The organism is Paraburkholderia sediminicola (assembly GCF_046027355.1).
GTDB lineage: Bacteria > Pseudomonadota > Gammaproteobacteria > Burkholderiales > Burkholderiaceae > Paraburkholderia > Paraburkholderia sediminicola_B.
Map to the genome: position 1 here is coordinate 35,862 of NZ_JAQQEK010000046.1, position 20,246 is coordinate 56,107.

Annotated in this window: 16 protein-coding genes; 5 read left to right on the forward strand and 11 right to left on the reverse strand. The window is 61.7% G+C overall.

Annotated features, from left to right (window positions below; translation table 11 throughout):
* Positions 1-69: 69 nt before the first annotated feature.
* Together PQR42_RS41230 and uvrB are read right to left on the reverse strand one after the other, a co-directional pair.
* A complete protein-coding gene (locus PQR42_RS41230; RefSeq protein WP_408393280.1) occupies positions 70-618 on the reverse strand; it encodes an iron transporter in 549 nt (182 codons plus the stop codon).
* Between the two features lie 331 nt (positions 619-949).
* A complete protein-coding gene (uvrB, locus tag PQR42_RS41235; protein ID WP_408219623.1) occupies positions 950-3,043 on the reverse strand; it encodes an excinuclease ABC subunit UvrB in 2,094 nt (697 codons plus the stop codon).
* Between the two features lie 457 nt (positions 3,044-3,500).
* Between uvrB and PQR42_RS41240 the strand changes: the two genes are divergently transcribed.
* Complete coding sequence (locus tag PQR42_RS41240; protein ID WP_408219619.1) at positions 3,501-4,700, forward strand: amino acid aminotransferase; 1,200 nt, start codon at positions 3,501-3,503, stop codon at positions 4,698-4,700.
* Positions 4,701-4,916: 216 nt separating this feature from the next.
* On the opposite strand, the gene PQR42_RS41245 is transcribed toward PQR42_RS41240, so the two are convergent.
* Positions 4,917-6,155, reverse strand: coding sequence for a DUF3734 domain-containing protein (locus PQR42_RS41245; protein WP_408393277.1), 1,239 nt, complete (start codon positions 6,153-6,155; stop codon positions 4,917-4,919).
* Between the two features lie 10 nt (positions 6,156-6,165).
* A complete protein-coding gene (locus PQR42_RS41250; protein WP_408219614.1) occupies positions 6,166-6,963 on the reverse strand; it encodes a 3-hydroxybutyrate dehydrogenase in 798 nt (265 codons plus the stop codon).
* A gap of 222 nt (positions 6,964-7,185) precedes the next feature.
* Between PQR42_RS41250 and PQR42_RS41255 the strand changes: the two genes are divergently transcribed.
* Positions 7,186-8,157 carry a potassium channel beta subunit family protein gene (locus PQR42_RS41255; RefSeq protein ID WP_408393275.1) on the forward strand — a complete coding sequence of 324 codons (972 nt, stop codon included), beginning with the start codon at positions 7,186-7,188 and terminating at the stop codon, positions 8,155-8,157.
* A gap of 217 nt (positions 8,158-8,374) precedes the next feature.
* Positions 8,375-9,220, forward strand: a complete 846-nt coding sequence (locus PQR42_RS41260) for a 23S rRNA (adenine(2030)-N(6))-methyltransferase RlmJ (RefSeq protein WP_106312447.1) — start codon at positions 8,375-8,377, stop codon at positions 9,218-9,220.
* A gap of 190 nt (positions 9,221-9,410) precedes the next feature.
* Here PQR42_RS41260 and PQR42_RS41265 read toward each other — a convergent pair whose 3' ends face one another.
* The 4 genes from PQR42_RS41265 to cueR form a co-directional block, all read right to left on the reverse strand.
* Positions 9,411-10,451 carry an ABC transporter substrate-binding protein gene (locus PQR42_RS41265; RefSeq protein ID WP_408393273.1) on the reverse strand — a complete coding sequence of 347 codons (1,041 nt, stop codon included), beginning with the start codon at positions 10,449-10,451 and terminating at the stop codon, positions 9,411-9,413.
* 351 nt (positions 10,452-10,802) lie between these two features.
* Complete coding sequence (locus PQR42_RS41270; protein WP_408393270.1) at positions 10,803-11,147, reverse strand: hypothetical protein; 345 nt, start codon at positions 11,145-11,147, stop codon at positions 10,803-10,805.
* A 230-nt stretch (positions 11,148-11,377) separates the two neighbouring features.
* A complete protein-coding gene (locus PQR42_RS41275; RefSeq protein WP_012432419.1) occupies positions 11,378-11,524 on the reverse strand; it encodes a DUF3563 family protein in 147 nt (48 codons plus the stop codon).
* A gap of 303 nt (positions 11,525-11,827) precedes the next feature.
* Positions 11,828-12,250, reverse strand: a complete 423-nt coding sequence (gene cueR / locus PQR42_RS41280; RefSeq protein WP_408219605.1) for a Cu(I)-responsive transcriptional regulator — start codon at positions 12,248-12,250, stop codon at positions 11,828-11,830.
* A gap of 126 nt (positions 12,251-12,376) precedes the next feature.
* Between cueR and PQR42_RS41285 the strand changes: the two genes are divergently transcribed.
* Together PQR42_RS41285 and PQR42_RS41290 are read left to right on the forward strand one after the other, a co-directional pair.
* A complete protein-coding gene (locus tag PQR42_RS41285) occupies positions 12,377-12,628 on the forward strand; it encodes a heavy-metal-associated domain-containing protein (protein ID WP_408219602.1) in 252 nt (83 codons plus the stop codon).
* Between the two features lie 13 nt (positions 12,629-12,641).
* Positions 12,642-13,565 (forward strand): dTDP-4-dehydrorhamnose reductase family protein, encoded by a 924-nt coding sequence (locus PQR42_RS41290; RefSeq protein WP_408393266.1) that lies wholly within the window; start codon positions 12,642-12,644, stop codon positions 13,563-13,565.
* A gap of 124 nt (positions 13,566-13,689) precedes the next feature.
* Here PQR42_RS41290 and PQR42_RS41295 read toward each other — a convergent pair whose 3' ends face one another.
* From PQR42_RS41295 to imuA, 3 genes are read right to left on the reverse strand one after another with little or no spacing between them, the layout of a single operon-like run.
* Positions 13,690-17,277 (reverse strand): error-prone DNA polymerase, encoded by a 3,588-nt coding sequence (locus tag PQR42_RS41295; RefSeq protein ID WP_408393263.1) that lies wholly within the window; start codon positions 17,275-17,277, stop codon positions 13,690-13,692.
* Between the two features lie 5 nt (positions 17,278-17,282).
* Positions 17,283-19,151 carry a Y-family DNA polymerase gene (locus PQR42_RS41300; protein WP_408393260.1) on the reverse strand — a complete coding sequence of 623 codons (1,869 nt, stop codon included), beginning with the start codon at positions 19,149-19,151 and terminating at the stop codon, positions 17,283-17,285.
* Positions 19,051-19,890 (reverse strand): translesion DNA synthesis-associated protein ImuA, encoded by an 840-nt coding sequence (gene imuA, locus PQR42_RS41305; RefSeq protein ID WP_408219590.1) that lies wholly within the window; start codon positions 19,888-19,890, stop codon positions 19,051-19,053. Before imuA ends, PQR42_RS41300 begins: the two co-directional genes overlap by 101 nt.
* Positions 19,891-20,246 lie beyond the last annotated feature (356 nt).

Below are 20,246 nucleotides of genomic sequence, written 5' to 3' on the forward strand. Positions count from 1 at the left end.
CACTCATTGGTCATCCATTCACGCGCGGCCACGCGGCAAAGCGTGGTCACGCGTGATGACGCGCGGCGCTCAGTAGCCGCCCTTCTTGCCGATACCGGCGTAGGCGAAGTCGTATTCGAGCGTGATCGGCTTGAACCACGGACCCACGCCGGTTTCCTTGTCGACGTGGCGGCCGAAAGCCATATGGCCCGTTTGCATCGGCGCCTCGACGATCATCTTCAGGTGATACTTGCCCGGGCCTTGCAGCTTGACGTTGTCGCCGTAGTGCGGACCGTCGTTGGCGACCATCGCCATCAGGTCGCCCTTCTGCGTCTGGGTCGAACCGGCTTTCGCCAGTTCATAGTGCACTTGCAGATACGGCATCCAGTCGCCTTCGGCGAAACCGGTCGGGTTGTTCTTGACCGCGTGAATGTCCGCTTCGAGGTGGATGTCCGAATCCGAGGCTTTGCGCATCATGCCTTCGGGTTCCATCGTGATCGGCTGCAGATAGACCGCGTTGATTTCCATGCCGCCATGAATCTGCTGCTTGCCGATCGGATATTCCGCCGCCGCTGCCGAGAAAGCCGCGACTGCGGCCACCGCTGCTGCGCCACCACGCACAAATGAAGAAATCCGCATTGAAACTCCTTGTTTTTATCAGACTGGAATCGAACCCATTGGAACAGTGCGTCGCGCATGCCTCGATGCAGCGGCCGCAGGCCTTGAGCACCGCGATCGATCGCCAGCCAGGCGGCAGTACGAACGTTAATGCGAACCATTCTCAATATTGGTCAAGTTTATCATCGATCGCAAGGGAGAACAAATCAGAACGCACGCAAAGCCTTGTGGCAGCAGGGTCTTAAGGCGGTCTTAAGAAAACGCTGGGAAGGCAGCGCTGCGATGCCGTGCGGACGACGGGCTTCAATTGGCAGGGCGCGGCACATTGCCGCGCCCTGAAGCGGAGAGTGGATCAGTCGACGCCGGACACGTGGTCGCCGACGTTTGCGCCGAACACGCGCTGGCGCAGCAGCGCGAGCTGGTCGCGCGTCTGCGCGGCCTTCTCGAACTCGAGGTTCTTGGCGTGCTCCATCATCTGCTTTTCGAGGCGCTTGAGTTCCTTGGCGAGCTGCTTCTCGGACATGTCCTCGAATTTTGCGCGCGCCTGCTGTTCCTTCAGTTCGGCGCGGGCGTCGTCGACGTTGTACACGCCGTCGATAATGTCGCGAATGCGCTTGACCACCCCGCGTGGCGTAATGCCGTTCTCGAGGTTGAAGGCGATCTGCTTGTTACGCCGCCGCTCGGTTTCGCCGATGGCGCGGCGCATCGAGTCGGTGACCTTGTCCGCATAGAGAATCGCCTTGCCGTTCACATTCCGCGCCGCCCGTCCGATGGTCTGGATCAGCGAGCGCTCGGCACGCAGAAAACCTTCCTTGTCCGCATCGAGAATCGCGACCAGCGACACTTCCGGAATATCCAGCCCTTCGCGCAACAGATTGATCCCGACCAGCACGTCGAAGGTGCCCAGCCGCAGATCGCGGATGATTTCGACCCGCTCCACCGTGTCGATGTCGCTGTGCAGATAACGCACCTTGACGCCGTGATCGGCCAGAAACTCGGTCAACTGCTCCGCCATGCGCTTGGTCAGCACCGTGACCAGCACGCGGTCGCCCACCTTGACACGCTCGTTGATCTCGCCCAGCACGTCGTCGACCTGGCTGCGCGCCGGCCGCACCTCGATTTCCGGATCGACGAGGCCGGTCGGACGCACCAGTTGCTCGGCCACCTGCCCTGCCGTCTTTTGCTCGTAGTCGGCAGGCGTGGCCGACACGAACACCACCTGGCGCATCTTGCGTTCGAACTCGTTGAATTTAAGCGGCCGGTTGTCGAGCGCCGACGGCAAGCGGAAACCGTAGTCGACGAGATTCTCTTTACGCGCACGGTCGCCGTTGTACATGCCGTTAAGCTGGCCGATCAACACGTGCGATTCGTCGAGCATCATGATCGCGTCCGGCGGCAGATAGTCGACCAGCGTAGGCGGCGGCTCGCCGGGCGCCGCACCCGAGAAGTGCCGCGAATAGTTTTCGATGCCCTTGCAGAAGCCGAGCTCCTGCAACATTTCCAGGTCGAAGCGCGTGCGCTGCTCGAGCCGCTGCGCTTCAACCAGCTTTCCGCCGCTATAGAAGAATTCGAGCCGTTCGCGCAATTCGTTCTTGATCGTTTCGACCGCGCGCACCACGGTGTCGCGCGGCGTCACATAGTGCGACGACGGATACACCGTGAAACGCGGAATCTTCTGACGCACGCGGCCCGTGAGCGGATCGAAGAGTTGCAGCGTTTCGATCTCGTCGTCGAACAACTCGATGCGCACCGCCATTTCGGCATGTTCGGCCGGGAAAATATCGATCGTGTCGCCGCGCACGCGAAACGAGCCGCGCTGGAAGTCGGCTTCGTTGCGGTTGTACTGCATCGCGATCAGCCGCGCGATGATGTCGCGCTGGCCGAGCTTGTCGCCGGTGCGCAGCGTCAGAATCATCTTGTGATATTCCGACGGATTGCCGATACCGTAAATGGCCGACACGGTCGCCACGATCACCACGTCGCGCCGCTCCATCAGGCTCTTGGTGGCCGACAGCCGCATCTGCTCGATATGCTCGTTGATCGACGAGTCCTTCTCGATGAACAGATCGCGCTGCGGCACGTACGCTTCCGGCTGGTAGTAGTCGTAGTACGAAACGAAGTACTCGACCGCATTGCGCGGGAAGAACTCGCGGAACTCCGAATAAAGCTGCGCGGCGAGCGTCTTGTTCGGCGCGAACACGATGGCCGGGCGGCCGAGCCGCGCGATCGTGTTGGCCATCGTGAAGGTCTTGCCGGAACCGGTCACGCCGAGCAGCGTCTGGAACGACAGACCGTCCTCGACACCCTCGACGAGCGTATCGATCGCCGTGGGCTGGTCGCCGGCGGGCGGATACGGCTGGTAGAGCTGGAACGGCGAGCCTTCGAACCTGACGAATTTGGATTCGTCGAGGGTCTCTTCGGCTTCAGTCAGATGTTGTTCGGACATGGGGGGCGGTACCGGGCCTTGGGGGCAAAGAACTATTCTAACGGGTTGCGGGAATCGAGGACCGAGCGGGTCTGCGTAGGGTTTTGGGCGCTCGCGTGGGTATGGTCCGACGCGATGGTACAGCCCTTCGGAGCAGTCGCGCGGCTTCCGGTCACGGCGGCCGAACGCTCACTGCAGGCCGTGGTCACGCGCGGCTGCGCGTCGCTCCCTGGGCTTTTCCGCGCGGCCTTGCCAGGCAGCGCCGCTCTTGCCACGTGGCGCCGGAGTGCCTGTTTTTCAAGCAAAAAAATCCCTCCGACCGGCGTTGGCGTCCGAAAAACGGTCGCGAATTCGTTACAATGCGAAGCTGCGCTCGCTCGCCGCTGTCCGCAGCCCGTCCGCGTTTTGCGTCGGACGCCGCTGGTCTGGCCGCCCGCGATCGAAGCCGCCCTCTTCTCACTACTGCTGCCCACCCATCATGTCTCTGTTCTCCGCCGTCGAACTTGCTCCCCGCGACCCGATTCTGGGCCTGAACGAAGCCTTCAACGCCGATGCGCGCACCACCAAGGTCAACCTTGGCGTCGGCGTGTACTTCAACGAAGAAGGCAAGATTCCGCTGCTGCGCGCCGTGCGCGACGCCGAAAAGGCTCGCGTCGAAGCCGCGCTGCCGCGCGGGTATCTGCCGATCGAAGGCATTGCCGCTTACGACGCCGCCGTGCAGAAACTGCTGCTCGGCAACGACTCGCCGCTGATCGCAGCAGGCCGCGTCGTGACGGCGCAAGCATTGGGCGGCACGGGCGCGCTGAAGATCGGCGCGGACTTCCTGAAGCGCTTGAACCCGAACACCAAGGTCGCGATCAGCGATCCGAGCTGGGAAAACCACCGTGCGCTGTTCGAAAGCGCAGGCTTCGAAGTCGTGTCGTACCCGTACTACGACGCGCACACTCACGGCGTGAATTTCGACGCCATGCTGAGCGCGCTGAACAGCTATGCCGCCGGCACCGTCGTCGTGCTGCACGCGTGCTGCCACAACCCGACCGGCGTGGACCTGAGCGTCGAGCAATGGAAGCAGGTTGTCGAAGTGGTCAAGGCGCGCAATCTGGTGCCGTTCCTCGACATCGCCTATCAAGGTTTCGGCGACAACATCGAAGCGGACGCCGCGGCCGTGCGTCTGTTCGCGGCGTCGGAACTGAACGTGTTCGTGTCGTCGTCGTTCTCGAAGTCGTTCTCGCTGTACGGCGAGCGCGTCGGCGCGCTGTCGATCATCACGGCAAGCAAGGAAGAAGCCGCTCGCGTGCTGTCGCAACTCAAGCGCGTGATCCGCACGAACTACTCGAACCCGCCGACGCACGGCGGCTCGGTGGTCGCGGCAGTGCTCGCGTCGCCGGAACTGCGCGCCACGTGGGAAACCGAATTGGCCGAAATGCGTGACCGCATCCGCGCCATGCGCAATGGTCTGGTCGAACGCCTCAAGGCTAGCGGCGTGGATCGCGACTTCAGCTTCGTGAACGCGCAACGCGGCATGTTCTCGTACTCGGGCCTGACGGCACCGCAAGTGGACCGTCTGCGCGAAGAGTTCGGCATCTACGCCGTGGGCACGGGCCGTATCTGCGTGGCTGCGCTGAATACGCGCAACCTCGACGTGGTGGCCAACGCGGTTGCTCACGTGTTGAAGTAAGGTATTGGCGGGCGCGGGCATTGATTGCACGCGCTCCGCTGGAAATGCTTGTGAAAACGGCGCCCTTTTTAGGGCGCCGTTTTTGTTTGCGGCCTGATTGCAGTTTGCAACTTGCTTGTTGCTTGTTGCTCGAACAAAGCCGCTTTCGATACAGCAAGGACTGCCACAATTGCTGCGACCCATTTCCGTCACGCGCTACTCAGACCGGAGGTTCGTTCAGCGCGAATCCCGATGGATATCGTGCGTCACAAAACCTGCGTCGTTATCCGGCATGTCGAGCCAACCCGGTTGCGCGAGCGAATGACGGATGTCTTCCAAACCGCTTTGCCAATGTTCGCGCATCGTCGACAGGCCGAATTGAAAGTCCTTGTAGTGCCCTTCGTACTCCTTGTGCCGGTAGATGAGATGGACCACGTTGTAGCGCTTCGAACACGACAGATCTTCGGCCAGCTTGCACCACGGGTCGTCACGCTGATCGGACGGCACGCGATCCAGCACCTCGCGCAGCACGTGCCGGAAACGCTGCGACCGTTGCAGCATATCGGTCACAAGACGCGTGCGGCTCGAATACTGGATGTCTTTCATGCGCCCTTGCACGTCGGTGATGTTGTCCGGCACCGGCCCGATCGCGCTCCAGAGATCGACCTGGAAGGCGAGCGTGTCGCGACGCGGCGTGGACTGGATCACCTCGTAGAGCGGCGTGTTCGACATCAACCCACCGTCCCAGTAGTACTGACCGTCGATCTCGACCGCCGCGAAGCCGGGCGGCAACGCGCCTGACGCCATGAAATGCTCGGGCCTGAGCGTTGTATGCGTGTTATCGAAGTACGCGAAATTACCCGTGCCGCAATTGACCGCCCCCACCGACACGCGCATTTCCTTCGAATTGATCCGGTCGAAATCGCAGAACGCTTCGAGCGTAGCCTTCAGCGGCGTGGTGTCGTAATAGCTGGCCAGCTGCGGCGGCCCGGATACGGTGGGCAACGGCGGCGGAAAGCGCGGCACGAAAAAGCCTTTTTGCCCCTCGACGATGGCGCCGATTGCCTGCGTTGCCGTAAAGGCCTTACGCACGGCGTCGCTGGAATTGAAGAGCGCGTGCTCGATAAACGCGGGTAACGGCGGGCCGAAGGCCGGCTGGCAAATCGTCTCCCAGAACTGCAACAGCCGTTCGACCCGCTTTTCGGGCGGATTGCCGGCAATGATCGCCGTATTCAACGCGCCGATCGAAATGCCGGCCAGCCAGTTCGGCTCGATGCCGGCCTCGTAAAGTCCCTGAAAGACGCCAGCCTGATAGGCGCCCAATGCGCCGCCGCCTTGCAGCATCAAGGCAACGGTTTCGTAGTTGGGCAAATGGAGGTGCCGGCCGGGATGCGCGGCGGGCGCCGGACCCGCGCCCTCGCCTTCCCCGTCGCCGGGCGCGCCGACGCGCGCCCGCTTGAGATTGCGTTGCGCCATAGGCACCTCCTTATTGCATGTACCAGCCGTGGCTCACAATAAAGGACTGGCCGGTCAGCGCCGCTGTCGGGAACGTGGACAGGAACAGCACCGTTTGCGCGACGTCTTCCACCGTGGTGAAGACACCGTCGACCGTGCCGCCCAGCATGACGCGCTTGACCACGTCTTCCTCGCTGATGCCCAGCTCCTTGGCCTGTTCGGGAATCTGCTTGTCGACGAGCGGCGTGCGTACGAAACCCGGACACACCACATGCGAGCGCACGTTGTGCTTTGCGCCTTCTTTAGCCAGCACGCGCGCGAGACCCAGCAGAGCGTGCTTGGCCGTCACATAGGCCGATTTGAGCGGCGATGCTTCGTGCGAGTGGACCGAGCCCATGTAGATCACGATGCCGCCGCGATCGTCCTTGTACATGTGCTTGAGCGCCGCCTTGGTGGTCAGGAAGGCGCCGTCCACGTGGATCGCCTGCATTTTCTTCCAATCCGAAAACGAATAGTTTTCGATCGGATTGACGATCTGAATGCCGGCGTTGGAAATGAGAATATCGACCGAGCCGAGTTCCGCGGCCACTTTGTCGATGCCCTGATTGACGGCGTCTTCGCTCGTGACATCCATCGCCACGCCGATTGCCTTGCCGCCGCCCTTTTTGATTTCTTCAGCGACGGCGTTCGCCCCGTCCTGATTCAGGTCGGCGATCGCGACAGCCGCGCCCGCCGCGGAAAGAGTCAGCGCAATCTGCTTGCCGATGCCGCTTGCGGCGCCGGTAACCACCGCGACTTTGCCATTCAGATTCGTGTTCGTTGACGACATCCAGAACCTCCATGCAGTTGATGACAATGAGACCACGGGCCGCGTGCGGCGTGAAGTCAGCCAAACGGTATAGGCCGTTCGGCCGAATGCTGCACTGCGGCCAACGCTGCTATTGTGCATGAACCGTGTGAACTCCATCGGTTAAAAGCGCATCGAAGCGTATCTCTTTAAACTGGACGTTTTCGGCGGGATTCCGGTGGCATCACCAACAAGGAGGAATGCATGAATTATCGACGTCTGGGCCGTTCCGGCCTGCAAGTCAGCGAACTGTCCATCGGCTCGTGGGTCACCTACGGCAATCAGGTGGACACCCACGCGGCGCGCGAATCGCTCGCTGCCGCGCGCGACGCGGGAGTCAACTTCTTCGATAACGCCGAGGTGTATGCCGGCGGCAAATCCGAAGAGATCATGGGCCAGGCGCTCAAGGAACTGGCGTGGCCGCGCGTGAGCTATGTGGTGTCGACGAAATTCTTCTGGGGACTCGCGGAAGCACCGAACCAGTACCACACGTTGAACCGCAAATATTTGCTGAACGCGATCGACGCGTCGCTCAAACGTCTGCAACTCGACTATGTTGATCTCGTGTTCTGTCATCGTCCCGACCCGAACACGCCCGTGGAGGAAACCGTCTGGGCCATGAGCGACATGATCACGCGCGGCAAGGCGCTGTACTGGGGCACGTCCGAATGGAGCGCCGATGAAATTCGCGCCGCTTACGACATCGCGGAACGGCATCATCTGCACAAGCCGGTCATGGAACAGCCGCAGTACAACCTGTTCCATCGCAACCGCGTCGAGCAGGAATACAAGCGGCTTTACGAGGATATCGGCCTCGGGCTGACCACCTGGAGCCCGCTTGCATCCGGCTTGCTGACCGGCAAATACCGTGACGGCGTACCGGCCGACAGCCGCGCGCAATTGCAAGGCTACGACTGGCTGCGCAAGCAGGTCACCGACGCCGGCAAGAACAACGTGGTCGGCAAGCTCGGCGAAGTGGCGGACGAGTTGGGCTGCACGGTCGGTCAGCTGGCCATTGGCTGGATTCTGAAGAATCCCAATGTGACTACGGTAATCACGGGTGCGTCGCGGGTCGAACAGATCGGCGAGAACATGAAGTCCGCCGAGGTGGCCGAGCGGATCACGCCGGAGATCAAGACGCGAATCGAGGAGATTATCGGCGACGCGCACGACTGACCGGACTCGCGTGACCGCGTAACATGGCCGTGGCGGCATCGCGGCCATGGTCGTGTTACGCGCGGAACTCCTGCAATGCGCGGGGCGCAACGCGGCGTCGCGTACAATACGCGACCGCGCTGCACACCGGCATCGTATGCCCGTTGTGCAGCCGCATTGCATCCGCATCGCCGAATCCGCCCTGGAGCGGCACGCCCTCTTTCAGCGTCTCCTCATCATGCTCAGCTACCGCCACGCCTTTCATGCAGGCAATCACGCCGACGTTCTGAAACACGCCGTCGTGTTGCAGCTCCTGCGCTACCTCGGCCAGAAGGATAAATCCTACTGGTATATCGACACGCATGCGGGCGCCGGCGTCTACTCGCTGAAGGAAGGTTACGCGACCAAAACCGGCGAGTTCCAGACCGGCATCGGCAAACTGTGGGGACGCAACGACCTGCCACCGATGTTCGCCGACTACGTCGACGAAGTGAGCGCGCTCAATCCGGACGGCCAGTTGCGCTTCTATCCCGGCTCACCATATATCGCGTGGCGGCAGATGCGCGAACAGGATCGCATGCGCCTGTTCGAGCTGCACACCACCGAAATCGACGTACTGCGCCACAATTTCCGCGACGCGGGCCGCCGCGCCATGCTCTATGCGGGCGACGGCTTCGACGGCATCCTCGCCTTGTTGCCGCCGGCCCCACGCCGCGCGCTGGTGCTGCTCGATCCATCGTATGAGGACAAGCGCGACTACATTCGCACGCTGCGCTGCGTCGAAGAAAGTTTGAAGCGGTTTCCGACGGGCACTTATGCGGTCTGGTATCCGCAGGTGAGGCGGCCTGAGTCGCAGCGCTTCCCCGATCAGTTGAAGAAGCTGCAGGACAAGAACTGGCTGCACGTGAGCCTGACTGTCAGCAATCCGCCCGAGGATGGGTTTGGACTTTTTGGTAGCGGCATGTTCATTCTGAACCCGCCGTATACGCTGGCAAAAACGCTGAAGGATCAGATGCCGTGGCTCGTCAAGGCGCTTGGCGAGGACAAGGCCGCGCAGTTTAAGGTGGAGTATCGCGGCGACTGAGCTTCTTGTTGCGGGAGGTGAGATTTTGTCGGCTGTGAGCTTTTTGCGGCCTGCGAGCTTTTGCGGCCTGCGAGCTTTTGCGGCCTCCGAGCGTACGCAGTTCGCCGAGCCGGGCTAGCGTTGTTGTCGCCGGCCACGCGCGCACGACGCGCGCAGCCGGTCCGGCTGCTCAGTCAGCCTACGCCGCCGACTACTTGAGCTGCGCCGCGGCCTTCCGGGCAAAGTCGTTGGTATAGGTCGCGTTCAGGTCGATCTTTTTCGGATCGAGCCGATTATCGAACGAGGATAATGCGCGCAATGACGTCGCCGGGCCATCCGCGGGCATCAAGCCGTCCGGCGAATAGGCATCGCGCACGTTGTGGAAGGCTTCCACATAAAGCGCCGAGTCGTTGAGCAGATAGGCCGGCGGCACCATCTTCAGCAGATCGGCATCGCTTGCGGTCTGTAGCCAGTGATCCGCGCGCACGATGGCATTGGCGAGCGCCTGCGTCGTCTTCGGATATTTCTGGATGAAATTGTCCGAGGCGTAGAGCGTCGCCGCCGGCATTGTCCCGCCGAATACCTCTTGCGTGCCCTTCACCGTGCGCGTATCGACGAGCACCTTGATCGCGCCACTGCGCGTCAGTTTGGTCATCATCGGATCCACGTTGGAGAGCGCGTCGATCTGGCCGCCGCTTACCGCTGCGAGCACGGAGGCGCCGCTGCCCACGCCGATCGCCGAAATCTCGTTGCGCTGCACGCCGGCTTTGCGCAAAGCCACGGTGAGCACGAGATCCGTCGACGAACCCGGCGCGCTCACACCGACTTTCGCGCCTTTGAAGTCCGCCAAAGTCTTGAACTGATCGGCTTTCGACTTCAACACGGCGACGACGATCTGCGGCGCGCGCCCCATCAACACGAACGCCCGGTAGTGCTGCCCTTTCTCCTGCATGAACAGCGTGTGCTCAAATGCGCCTGCGCCCACGTCGGCGCTTCCTCCCACGACCGCTTCCAGAGCTTTTGATCCGCCCGCGAAATCCTCGAGCGTGACGTCGAGGCCTTCGTCCTTGAAGTAGCCCAACTGTTGCGCGGCGAGCACCGGCAGATAATAAAGGCCCGGCAGACCACCGACGGCCATCGTCAGCGTGGGCTTTTCCGGTGTGTCTTTGGCGAGCGCGGCGCCAGGCAGCGCGGCCAGCGCAAGCAGCGTGACGCAGGCGCCGGCGGCCTGTCGCATCCAGTGAGTCGGCATTTCGATGTCTCCTTGTTCTGTTTTTCGTTCGATACGGCGCCGCCGGGCTTGACGTGTGGCCCGAGTCGGTGGCGAGAGACCGCGCGATGATTGTCGTCGGACGGTTTCGCCCGCGCCATGCGCCCAAACCCCAATGGCGCACGCAGCGCATCGGCGCATGAGTCGTCGATCCCCTGCCTGTGCTCATATCCAGCAGTCACGCGCTGTCGTCGTCGGCGTGTAAGGCGGAGCTGCGTCAATCGCGGGTGTACTCGCGCAGGCGTCGACCCCGCAGCGGACTAGCCCCGCACCGAAGGGTCAACGGAGATGGAAAAGGAAAAGGACTGGCGGGAGCGGTCGCGTCGCGAGCGCTTATTGCGGCCGAGGCACTGGACGAGGCTGCGGTTGCGGCGGCGGCATGCCTCCGCCCGCGGGCAACTGGATATAAGGCGCAACGATGATCGGGATCGACGAATTCGGCGCCAGTTCGGCCGGCGTCGCGATTGGCTGCGCTTCGACGATCGGTTGACGCGAAAGCGGCGCGGTCTGCAGCACGGTGCCGCTCTGGCCGTCGTTGATGCCGCTCTGCGAGTCGAGAATCACCGGCTTGCGCGCGCTGGTCGACGCAGCACAAGCGGTCGACGCGGCGAAAACCGCGCTCAGCGACGCTGCAATGGTCACGGCCAGGAGGGATTTGAGCGGGCGGACAGGTGACATGGGCGGACCGGTTGAGTTTGGGAAAAGCCGGATTTCGCGGAAAACGCCTTACCTTACCGCGACGGTCGCCGCGAGGCTAGTCGATATTCGCCACAAATAGTCCGCTGACGCCGTCGGACTCAAATTTTCGACGTCCAGATGTGACAAAGCCCCGCACAGACGGGGCTTGACGCTTTTACTGCCGTGGCTGCGCGACTAGCGCTGCCGGTCAAACTTGATGCAGTTGAAACTTACAGCGAGTAGCCGTTGGTTTCGAGCGAGCGGATGCGCTGTTCGAGCTGGACGATGTCCGACGACGATGCCAGATAGGCTTCGCGACGGGTGCGTTCAGCGGTTTCAAACCAGGTGCTCAGCTTTTCAAGTACGTATGCAAACATGATGTTCTCCAAGGATCAGATTGAATCCCCGGTGGATTGGGCATCAGGGATTTCCCGTAAAAGGGTTAACCCGGATTATAGCCCTATAGTGCAACCTGGCTAGTGAAATGCCCGCATGACGTGCATTCCGTTTTGGAATGGTGCACGCGCGTGGTGCGGTCAAGTGATTGATTTAACTCAATTCGAGATCGATTTTTCGCTTCAATTGATGCCACCCCATATTTTTCGCCCAATATTGGTGCAAACATCACTGCGGTTGCGATAAATCGAGGCACAAGGTTGCACCTGCGGCAAAACACAATCTCAAATCGGATGACAACCCTGCCCCGAAACCAGATCGGTGTCGGCGAGGCGCTCGATAATCGGACAATCAGGACGGTCGTCGCCGTGACAATGGTCGGCCAGGTGCGCCAATGTGTCGCGCATGTCGGTCAGTTCGGCGATACGGCGATCCAGCTCCGCAACGTGTTCCAGCGCAATCGTCTTCACTTCGGCACTGGCGCGCGAGCGGTCGTGCCACAGCGCCAGCAGCCGTCGAATGTCTTCGACCAGAAAGCCGAGCCGGCGCGCCTGGCGAATGAAGCGCAGCGAATGAACCTCTTGTGGACCGTATACGCGGTAACCGGCACTCGTGCGCGCTTTCGCCGCCAACAATCCGACGCTCTCGTAGTAGCGAATCATTTTCGCCGTGACGCCCGACGCGCGCGCCGCTTCGCCGATATTCATGGCTCTTTCCCCCAGTGTATGTACGTCGATCGTACACCTTCCCATGATGGGAAGGTCTTCCACTCAATTGCGCATCGGCAGGCATAATTCAACCATCGCACTATCCATTTTTACGAGGCAATCCCGATGACAATCGAATTTCAGGTAGAAGGCATGAGCTGCCAGCACTGTGTGGCGGCGGTGACGAACGCAATCCGCGAACACGATGAAGCCGCGCAAGTCCACGTGGATCTGGCATCCGGGCGCGTGGCGGTCGAATCGGCGCAACCGGCTGAGACGCTGAAGGCCGCCATCGACGAAGCCGGCTACACGGTGACGGGCATCGCAAATGGCGCAACAAATGACGCAACAAGCGGCGCGTCCGGCGCCGCCCGCTAAGCGAGATCACGTCATGTTCAAAGTTGCCGTCATTGGCGCCTCCGGGCTGCTCGGCCGCGCGCTCGTCGACGAACTGGCGCGGCAGACCGGCTGGCAAGTCGTCGCCACCGCGTTCAGCCGGCCGGCGCCGGGCAAGGTCGCGCTGGATATACGCGACGCGCGAGCGGTCGAGCAGTTCGTCGAGCGCGAAGCGCCGGACGCGCTCGTGATTGCCGCGGCGGAGCGTCGGCCGGACGTGTGCGAGCATGATCCCGCGCTAGCCCGCGCGCTGAATGTCGACGCGGTGCGCACCCTTGCCGCGGCGGCGAACCGGCGCGGCGCATGGACGTTGTCGATCTCCACCGATTACGTGTTCGACGGCTCGCACCCGCCCTACCAGCACGATTCCTCGCCCGCGCCGCTCAACGCCTATGGGCACAGCAAGCTCGAAGGCGAGCGTGCGCTGGCTGAATCGACCGACCTCGGCTGCGTGCTGCGTTTGCCTCTGCTGTATGGGCCGATCGTCAGTTGGGCGGAGTCGGCCGTGACGAGTCTCGTGCCGGCGATCGCCGCGTCGGCCGCGCCTGGTGGCAAGCTCGCCGTCATGGATGCATGGGCGATCCGTTATCCCACCTTCACGCCGGACGTCGCGTTCGTGATCCGGCAAATGCTCGAACGGCATGCGCAGGGCGACGCGATTCGCGGCATCGTGCAATGGTCCGGCGACGAACCGATGAACAAGTACGAGATCGCCGTGCGCCTTGCCGAAGCGCTGCAACTCGACGCGCATTTGACGCCGCAACACACGCCGACCGATGCGACGCCGCGCCCGCATAACTGTCACTTGGCTTCGAGCCGGCTCGAAGCGCTCGGGATCGGGCGGCGAACGCCGTTCGATATGGCGATCCGGCAAATATTGGCCGCGTTTCCGTGGCGAGGTACTGCGGCGCAAGCGTAGAACGTCTCGTCTGCCGGCAGGTAGGACTGTCGCGGCAAGTCGCTTGTGTTGTTCTGTGAGCGATGGCCGGCGCGACGACGGCCTTACGTCGCAATGGCAGGCTTGGTTACGGCAACAGCCGCCCTCAATGAAAATCGCGGCTCGCCGTGGCCAGTTCGCCGAGCCATTCGCTGTGATCCTCGAGACGATGAGCGACCAGATGGATCACCTCGCCTTTGTGTTTCTTTTTCACCTTGCCGCCCTGATTCGCGCTCACTCCATTGCCGCCGGTCGCCACACCGTCGTCACGCTGCAAAACGCCGTACACCGCCAGCAGCGACGACCCCAGCAGCACTTTGCGCTGCTTTTCCACCAGCGACGGCCAGACGATCACATTGATCGAACCGGTCTCGTCCTCGATGGAAACGAACACCGTGCCGTTTGCCGTGCCCGGCCGCTGCCGCACGGTGACGATGCCGCACGCCCGCGCCAGCGTGCCGTGCTGACACGCGGCGAGTTCGGCGGCCGTGCGGAAACGATGTTGAGCAAGGCGTGCGCGCAACAACGCGAGCGGATGACGATTGAGCGTGAGGCCGAGGCTCGCGTAGTCATCGATGATTTCGCGGCTTTCGGCCGCTTGCGGCAACAACAGCGGCGCTTCGGCGATCGGCGCATCGCGCAGCAGTTTCGGCACCGTGTGCTGCGCCGTCACGGCCCACCATGCTTCGCGCCGATGTCCCGCGATACTGACCAGCGCATTCGCCGCGGCAAGCGCCTCGAGATCGCGCCGCGTCAAGGCCGCACGGCGCGCCAGATCGTCGACATCGGTAAACTGCGCCTCGTTGCGAGCCGACATGATGCGCTCGGCGGCGCCTTGCGCCAGACCCTTGATCAGATGCATGCCGATGCGCACGACGGGACCGCGAGCGCCATAGGTATTCGACGGTTGAAACACGCGGGCAGTCAATCGCTGTGCCGCGCGCCGGACCGTCCTGCTCACCGTCAGGCGCCGCAGCGAGAGATCGCGCAATTGCTGCGCGGATAGTACGGCTTGCTGACGATGCAAACAGGTTTCGTCCGCTGAAATCCTCTGTCCTTCATGACCGCGTCTTTCGAATGTCGACTCCCAATCGCTCAAGGTCACGTCGGGCGGCAATACCTTGACACCGTGACGCTTCGCATCCTGAACGAGTTGCGACGGCGAATAAAACCCCAACGGCTGACTGTTCAGCAAACCTGCCAGAAAAGCAGCCGGTTCATAGCGCTTCAGCCACGCGCTGAGATAGACGAGCAGCGCGAAGCTTGCCGCATGGCTCTCCGGAAAACCATACTCGCCGAAGCCTTCGATCTGTTTGCAGATGCGCTCGATGAACTCCTGTTCATAACCGCGCGCCGACATCCGGTCGCTCAAATCCTTCTGATACTTCGCGAGGTTGCCGCTGCGCCGCCATGCGGCCATCGCGCGCCGCAACTGATCGGCCTGCTCACCGGTATATTTCGCCGCAACCATCGCCAGATGCATGACCTGCTCCTGGAAAATCGGCACGCCGAGCGTGCGTTCGAGCACGGGACGCAATTCATCCTTCGCGTAGTCAACCGGTTCGAGCCCCTGCTTGCGGCGCAGATAGGGATGCACCATGCCGCCCTGAATCGGCCCGGGCCGCACGATCGCCACTTCGATCACGAGATCGTAGTACTTGTTGGGTTTCAGACGCGGCAGCATGCTTTGCTGCGCACGCGATTCGATCTGGAATACGCCGATCGTATCGGCGTGGCCGCACATTTCGTAGACGGCGCGATCCTCGCGCGGAATATCCTGCACCCTGAACGTCGGAAAACCGCGCCTCAACGCAACGAATTCCAGCGCGCGCCGGATCGCCGACAACATGCCGAGCGCCAGCACGTCGACTTTCAGCAGCTTGAGCGCGTCGATATCGTCCTTGTCCCATTCGATCACGCTGCGGTCTTTCATCGTCGCGTTCTCGATCGGCACGAGTCGCGACAGCTTGTCTTTCGCGATCACAAAACCACCGACGTGTTGTGACAGATGACGCGGAAAAGCGCGCAACTCCTTCGTGAGGCGAATCAGATTCTGCGTGATGTGCGAGTTGGCGTCGAAGCCCGCTTCGGCCAGATATTTCGCGACCGCATCCGTGCCGTCCCACCATTGTTGCGACTTGCTGATCCGCTCGATCAACGATGCTTCGAGACCCAGCGCCTTGCCGACGTCTTTCAGCGCACTGCGCGCGTGATACGTAATCAACGACGCCGTCAGCGCCGCCCGGTGACGGCCGTACTTCGTGTAGATATATTGAATCACCTCTTCGCGCCGCTGATGCTCGAAATCGACGTCGATATCAGGCGGCTCGTTGCGCGCGCGCGAGATGAAACGCTCGATCAGCATGTTCATATGCACCGGATCGATTTCCGTGACGTGCAGGCAATAACAAACGATCGAATTCGCCGCTGAACCTCGCCCCTGGCAGAGAATGTTTCTGGAGCGCGCGAAGCTCACGATATCGTGCACCGTCAGAAAATACTTTTCGTATTTCAGATCGGCGATCAGCCCCAATTCCTTTTCGATCTGACCGATTCGCTTCAGGTCCATGCCTTTGGGCCAGCGCTCCATCGCACCAGCCATGACCAGCTTGCGCAGATAACTCGATGGCGACTCGCCGGCGGGCACCAGTTCTTCGGGATACTCATACTTGAGTTCGTCCAGCGAGAAGTGGCATAGCGCGGCGACACGCAGCGTTTCTTCCAGCGTATCGCGCGGATACAGTTTGCCGAGCCGCACGCGCGTACGCATGTGGCGCTCCGCATTCGCCTCGAGCGCATGGCCGCATGCCGATAGCGGCGTGACGAGGCCGATGGCGGTCATCGTGTCCTGCAGCGGCTTGCGCGATCGGGCATGCATGAGAACGCCGCCGGCCGCGACCAGCGACAAACCGCTCGCTTTTGAAATCATGCGCAGGGCGTCGATCTGAAGATCGTCGCTGCCCGTTTGCCAGAGTTCGAGCGCGATCCACGCCCGTTGTGCAGCGAACGATGCGAGCCAATGCGCGCAACGCAGCGTATGCGAGAGCGTCGCCGCGCGCTGCGGCACGAGCATCAGGACGCAATCGGGCAACGTTTTTAGATGCTCAAGATGGGGGAGCGAATCGGTAAAGTCGGATGGGCTAAGGCGATAGCTGCCTTTGTCCGCTCGCGAGCGCGCCAGCGTGATCAGCTCGGAAAGATTGCCGTAACCGTTGCGGTTGGTTGCCAGGGCAACCAGGGTGCAGAAGGGCTCGCCGGTTTCGTCGGTCAGGTTGAGTTCGCTGCCGATGATCAGGTGAGGGAGGGGGTTTAGTGCCTCGGCTTTCGTGGTGTCCGTGGTGTCCGTGGTTTCCCCGGTTTCCTGTTGCGCCGTTTCGGTTTTTGTCGCGTCTGCCGAAGGCGGTTCCTCCGATTGCGCAGCCCTTGCCTTGTCCTCGCGCTCTTTCTGCTGACGGTCCCGCTCGTCCTTGATTTCCCTCAATGCCGTGTGGGCGCGCACGACGCCTGCTAACGAGCATTCGTCGGTGATCGCGAGCGCGCTGTAGCCGCGCGACATCGCCTGTTCGACGAGTTCATGAGGATGCGACGCGCCACGCAGAAAAGAGAAATTAGTCAGGCAATGCAATTCCGCATACGCCGGCAACTGGGTGGCGAGTGCCGGCTGTGCGAGGAATGATGGCTGGGACAGGGGCATGATGTTTAGCCGAACAAGCCTTGCAAATACCACTCGCCGTTGAGGCGTTCGCGGTATACCCAGAACATATGGCCGCGATCGTCGGCCGCGACGTAGTAATCCCGCTCCACAGTGTTGCCGTCCCACCACCCTGCTTCAATCCGTTCGGTACGTGTGAGCATTTTCAGCGGCCGACGATAGATCGGCCGCTGGTCGCGCATCATCAGGCGCAGCGGTTTGTCGAGCATCCAGACCGGGCGAGGCTGGGAGGGCAATGCGCTGTCAGGTAGGTCGAGGGATGCCTGTGCGTTGCCGGGTTGCGGTGCGGATGTGTTGGTGTTTTTTGCGTTGTTTGTTTTGGATGGGCGTTGGGTTGCTTGGGTTGCTTGGGTTGCTTGGGTTGCTTGGGTTGCTTGGGTTGCTTGGGTTGCTTGGGTTGCTTGGGTTGCTTGGGTTGCGTCGGTCGCTCCGGTCGCCTCAATGGCGTAGGCGACCGCCTCGCCGTCTTCGCGCCCTTCCTCCGCGGCAGCGTGCCGCAACTCATCGGTCAGCCAGGTTTTGTCCGCTTTGATCTTCGAGCGGGACTTCGCAGGCGAACGCTTCTTGCGCGAAAACGCTTGCGCCTGGTAGGCTTCGACGCGCATTGCCCGCTCGGGACGATGATCGTCCTGCACCGACATCTGCAGCACATTCTCCGGCCCTAATCGCGCGCTCAGGCGCTCGAGCAGACGCGCAATCGAATCGCCATCCGATTCGGGCATGGGAAACAAGGTGTCCGACTGCCCGGCATATTCACCGATCTGATCAGCGACCAGCTTCAACTCGATGACCGGTGCCGCCAGCACGGTCTGATTCAACTTTTCCCGCAACAACCAGATCAGATGCTCGGCATCACGCGACGGTATGGCCCACGCGACCTTCAGGCTCGATGTCTTCGGTGCGTGACGGGACGCCAGTTCATGTTCCAGCAGCAACGTATAGCCGCTGAGCGCTGCATGATGCGCGCTCAGCCAGCCGGCCAACTGCACGATCAGCCGACGCGCCGCGAACAGCAAGGCATCCGCGCTATCGACCCGCGAGGGCAACTCCAGTTGCGCATGAAACGACGCCGGCGCACGAAACGATTCGCGTGGATCCGGGCGCGCGCCATACGCCTGCGCCAGCAGATCCAGAATGCCGCTGCCGAAACGTCGCACGACACCCGAACGTGGCAATTGACGCAAATCGGCCAGCGTCGTACAGCCGACGTGCGAAAACGCATCGCGATGCGCCTGCGTGACCGGCAGCAGCGAGACGGATAAGCCATCGAGGACACGCGCAAGCGACGTCTCCTTGATGACGTGCCAGCGATTTCCCTGCCGAACGGCGCGCGCCTGCGCCAACAGCCACGCTCCCCAGGCGGTCGGCGCGCAAGCGATGCGCGCCGTATAGCCGAATTCCGCCACCGTGGCAGACACCCGCGACAACAACTCGCGCAAGCCGCCGAACAATCTCAAACCGGAGCCGACCTCCAGCAACAGAGTGTGCGCATCGGCAAGCGACACTTTCGGTGTGTATGCCAGCAAGGCGAGCGCTATGGCTTCGAATGCCTGAGTTTCGCGGGCGGCATCGGCAGCAAGCAGTTCAAGCCCCGGCGCCAACACCAAGGCGTACGAACGCGAATGACCCGCATGCACGCCGGCACGCAGCGCGTCGAGATCGGGCATCAGGATGTGCGCGTGATCGGCTAGCGCGTAACAACGCCCTTCAACGATGTTTTCGGCATCGTGAAGTTGGCTTGTCTCGTCGCGCGACTCACGCCGATTCGGCTTCGCGAGCGAACCATCCTGGAGCGGCGGGAGAGGCTTCACCGCTTCCAGCGACAAGAGTGGCAATGTGACTGCGATCCACAGCATGTTTGATCTCTGGCCCTTGATGACGGCCGACTCCGTCTTCCGGCAACAAGACGCTTTGTAAAGGCAAAACGAGACGAAGAGGCTCGGCTAGCGGCGGCCCGCGACGCTTGAAGATGTCGATCGACAAACCAATCTCCTGCAGCCATTGACGACGGTTGATCGTCTGCGCATTGGCCGGCAAGAGCGGCTCGCAGATCATGCGCAATGGCGCCGGGGAGGATTGCGTGGCGGCCTCGACAGGCCGGATCAAAAATGCCAGCGATGCCGACTCCTGAGCCGCCACTTGCAGACGTCGGACCTTGTCGGCACGCGCATTCGGTAGCCAAACCAGGACCGCGCCGATGCCATCCTGCTTCAAGGCCTGAGCGGCGGCCCACAGAGCCTGGTCTTCACTCGAGCGCACCCACAAGACTCGTTCGACATCGACACCCCACGCCTTCAATGCGGCGGCGCATGGCTGATACGGAGGCGCCACGAGCATGACATGCCGCCCGGTTTGCTTCGTCAGATGACGCAGCGCATGGGCAAGCAGACGTACTTCACCCACTCCACCATGCTCAACCAACAATTCCGTCAGACCGCCAGCCGACCAGCCTTGTCCCGGCAACAACTGATCCAGCGCGGTATAGCCACTGGAAATCACACGCGAGTCCGCCTCGGCAAGCTCATTGCCCTGCCACACCTGACGCCGTAATTGAGACGACAGCGCGGTCGTCGCAAGCTGAATCGCTGCTGCCATAGACACGCTCTTGAATAGGGAATGCTCCGCCCTGCCCGGCATCGAGCAAGCATGAGGCGACGAGTTTTCACTGTATATTTATACAGTATTTTGGGATGGATGTTAAGACGGAAGGATGCAACCCGGTGGGCGCAGGAAGGGGCTTGAGGAAGTGATGAATGCTGTTTTTTTAGGACAGCCTTTATATCTGTTGAAAACAGCTATTTTTATGCTTCAGGTTGGGGTGTTGCGAAGGGATGGAATTGAAGAGTCGGGTCTGGCTGGATGCCGAGACAATGTCAGGAACTGAAGCCTGACGGACTACGCGAACGCGTTGCGGATCGGCAGGGTGGTTTTCACGCCTGTATTTCCGGCCG

Bases quoted from the DNA above. Each gene is read 5' to 3' on its own strand.
- PQR42_RS41270 (WP_408393270.1), bottom strand. From the start codon at position 11,147: ATGTCACCTGTCCGCCCGCTCAAATCCCTCCTGGCCGTGACCATTGCA.
- PQR42_RS41250 (WP_408219614.1), bottom strand. From the start codon at position 6,963: ATGTCGTCAACGAACACGAATCTGAATGGCAAAGTCGCGGTGGTTACC.
- PQR42_RS41300 (WP_408393260.1), bottom strand. From the start codon at position 19,151: ATGCTGTGGATCGCAGTCACATTGCCACTCTTGTCGCTGGAAGCGGTG.
- imuA (WP_408219590.1), bottom strand. From the start codon at position 19,890: ATGGCAGCAGCGATTCAGCTTGCGACGACCGCGCTGTCGTCTCAATTA.
- PQR42_RS41290 (WP_408393266.1), top strand. From the start codon at position 12,642: ATGTTCAAAGTTGCCGTCATTGGCGCCTCCGGGCTGCTCGGCCGCGCG.
- PQR42_RS41275 (WP_012432419.1), bottom strand. From the start codon at position 11,524: ATGTTTGCATACGTACTTGAAAAGCTGAGCACCTGGTTTGAAACCGCT.
- PQR42_RS41295 (WP_408393263.1), bottom strand. From the start codon at position 17,277: ATGCCCCTGTCCCAGCCATCATTCCTCGCACAGCCGGCACTCGCCACC.
- PQR42_RS41240 (WP_408219619.1), top strand. From the start codon at position 3,501: ATGTCTCTGTTCTCCGCCGTCGAACTTGCTCCCCGCGACCCGATTCTG.
- PQR42_RS41260 (WP_106312447.1), top strand. From the start codon at position 8,375: ATGCTCAGCTACCGCCACGCCTTTCATGCAGGCAATCACGCCGACGTT.
- PQR42_RS41230 (WP_408393280.1), bottom strand. From the start codon at position 618: ATGCGGATTTCTTCATTTGTGCGTGGTGGCGCAGCAGCGGTGGCCGCA.
- uvrB (WP_408219623.1), bottom strand. From the start codon at position 3,043: ATGTCCGAACAACATCTGACTGAAGCCGAAGAGACCCTCGACGAATCC.
- cueR (WP_408219605.1), bottom strand. From the start codon at position 12,250: ATGAATATCGGCGAAGCGGCGCGCGCGTCGGGCGTCACGGCGAAAATG.
- PQR42_RS41285 (WP_408219602.1), top strand. From the start codon at position 12,377: ATGACAATCGAATTTCAGGTAGAAGGCATGAGCTGCCAGCACTGTGTG.
- PQR42_RS41245 (WP_408393277.1), bottom strand. From the start codon at position 6,155: ATGGCGCAACGCAATCTCAAGCGGGCGCGCGTCGGCGCGCCCGGCGAC.
- PQR42_RS41255 (WP_408393275.1), top strand. From the start codon at position 7,186: ATGAATTATCGACGTCTGGGCCGTTCCGGCCTGCAAGTCAGCGAACTG.
- PQR42_RS41265 (WP_408393273.1), bottom strand. From the start codon at position 10,451: ATGCCGACTCACTGGATGCGACAGGCCGCCGGCGCCTGCGTCACGCTG.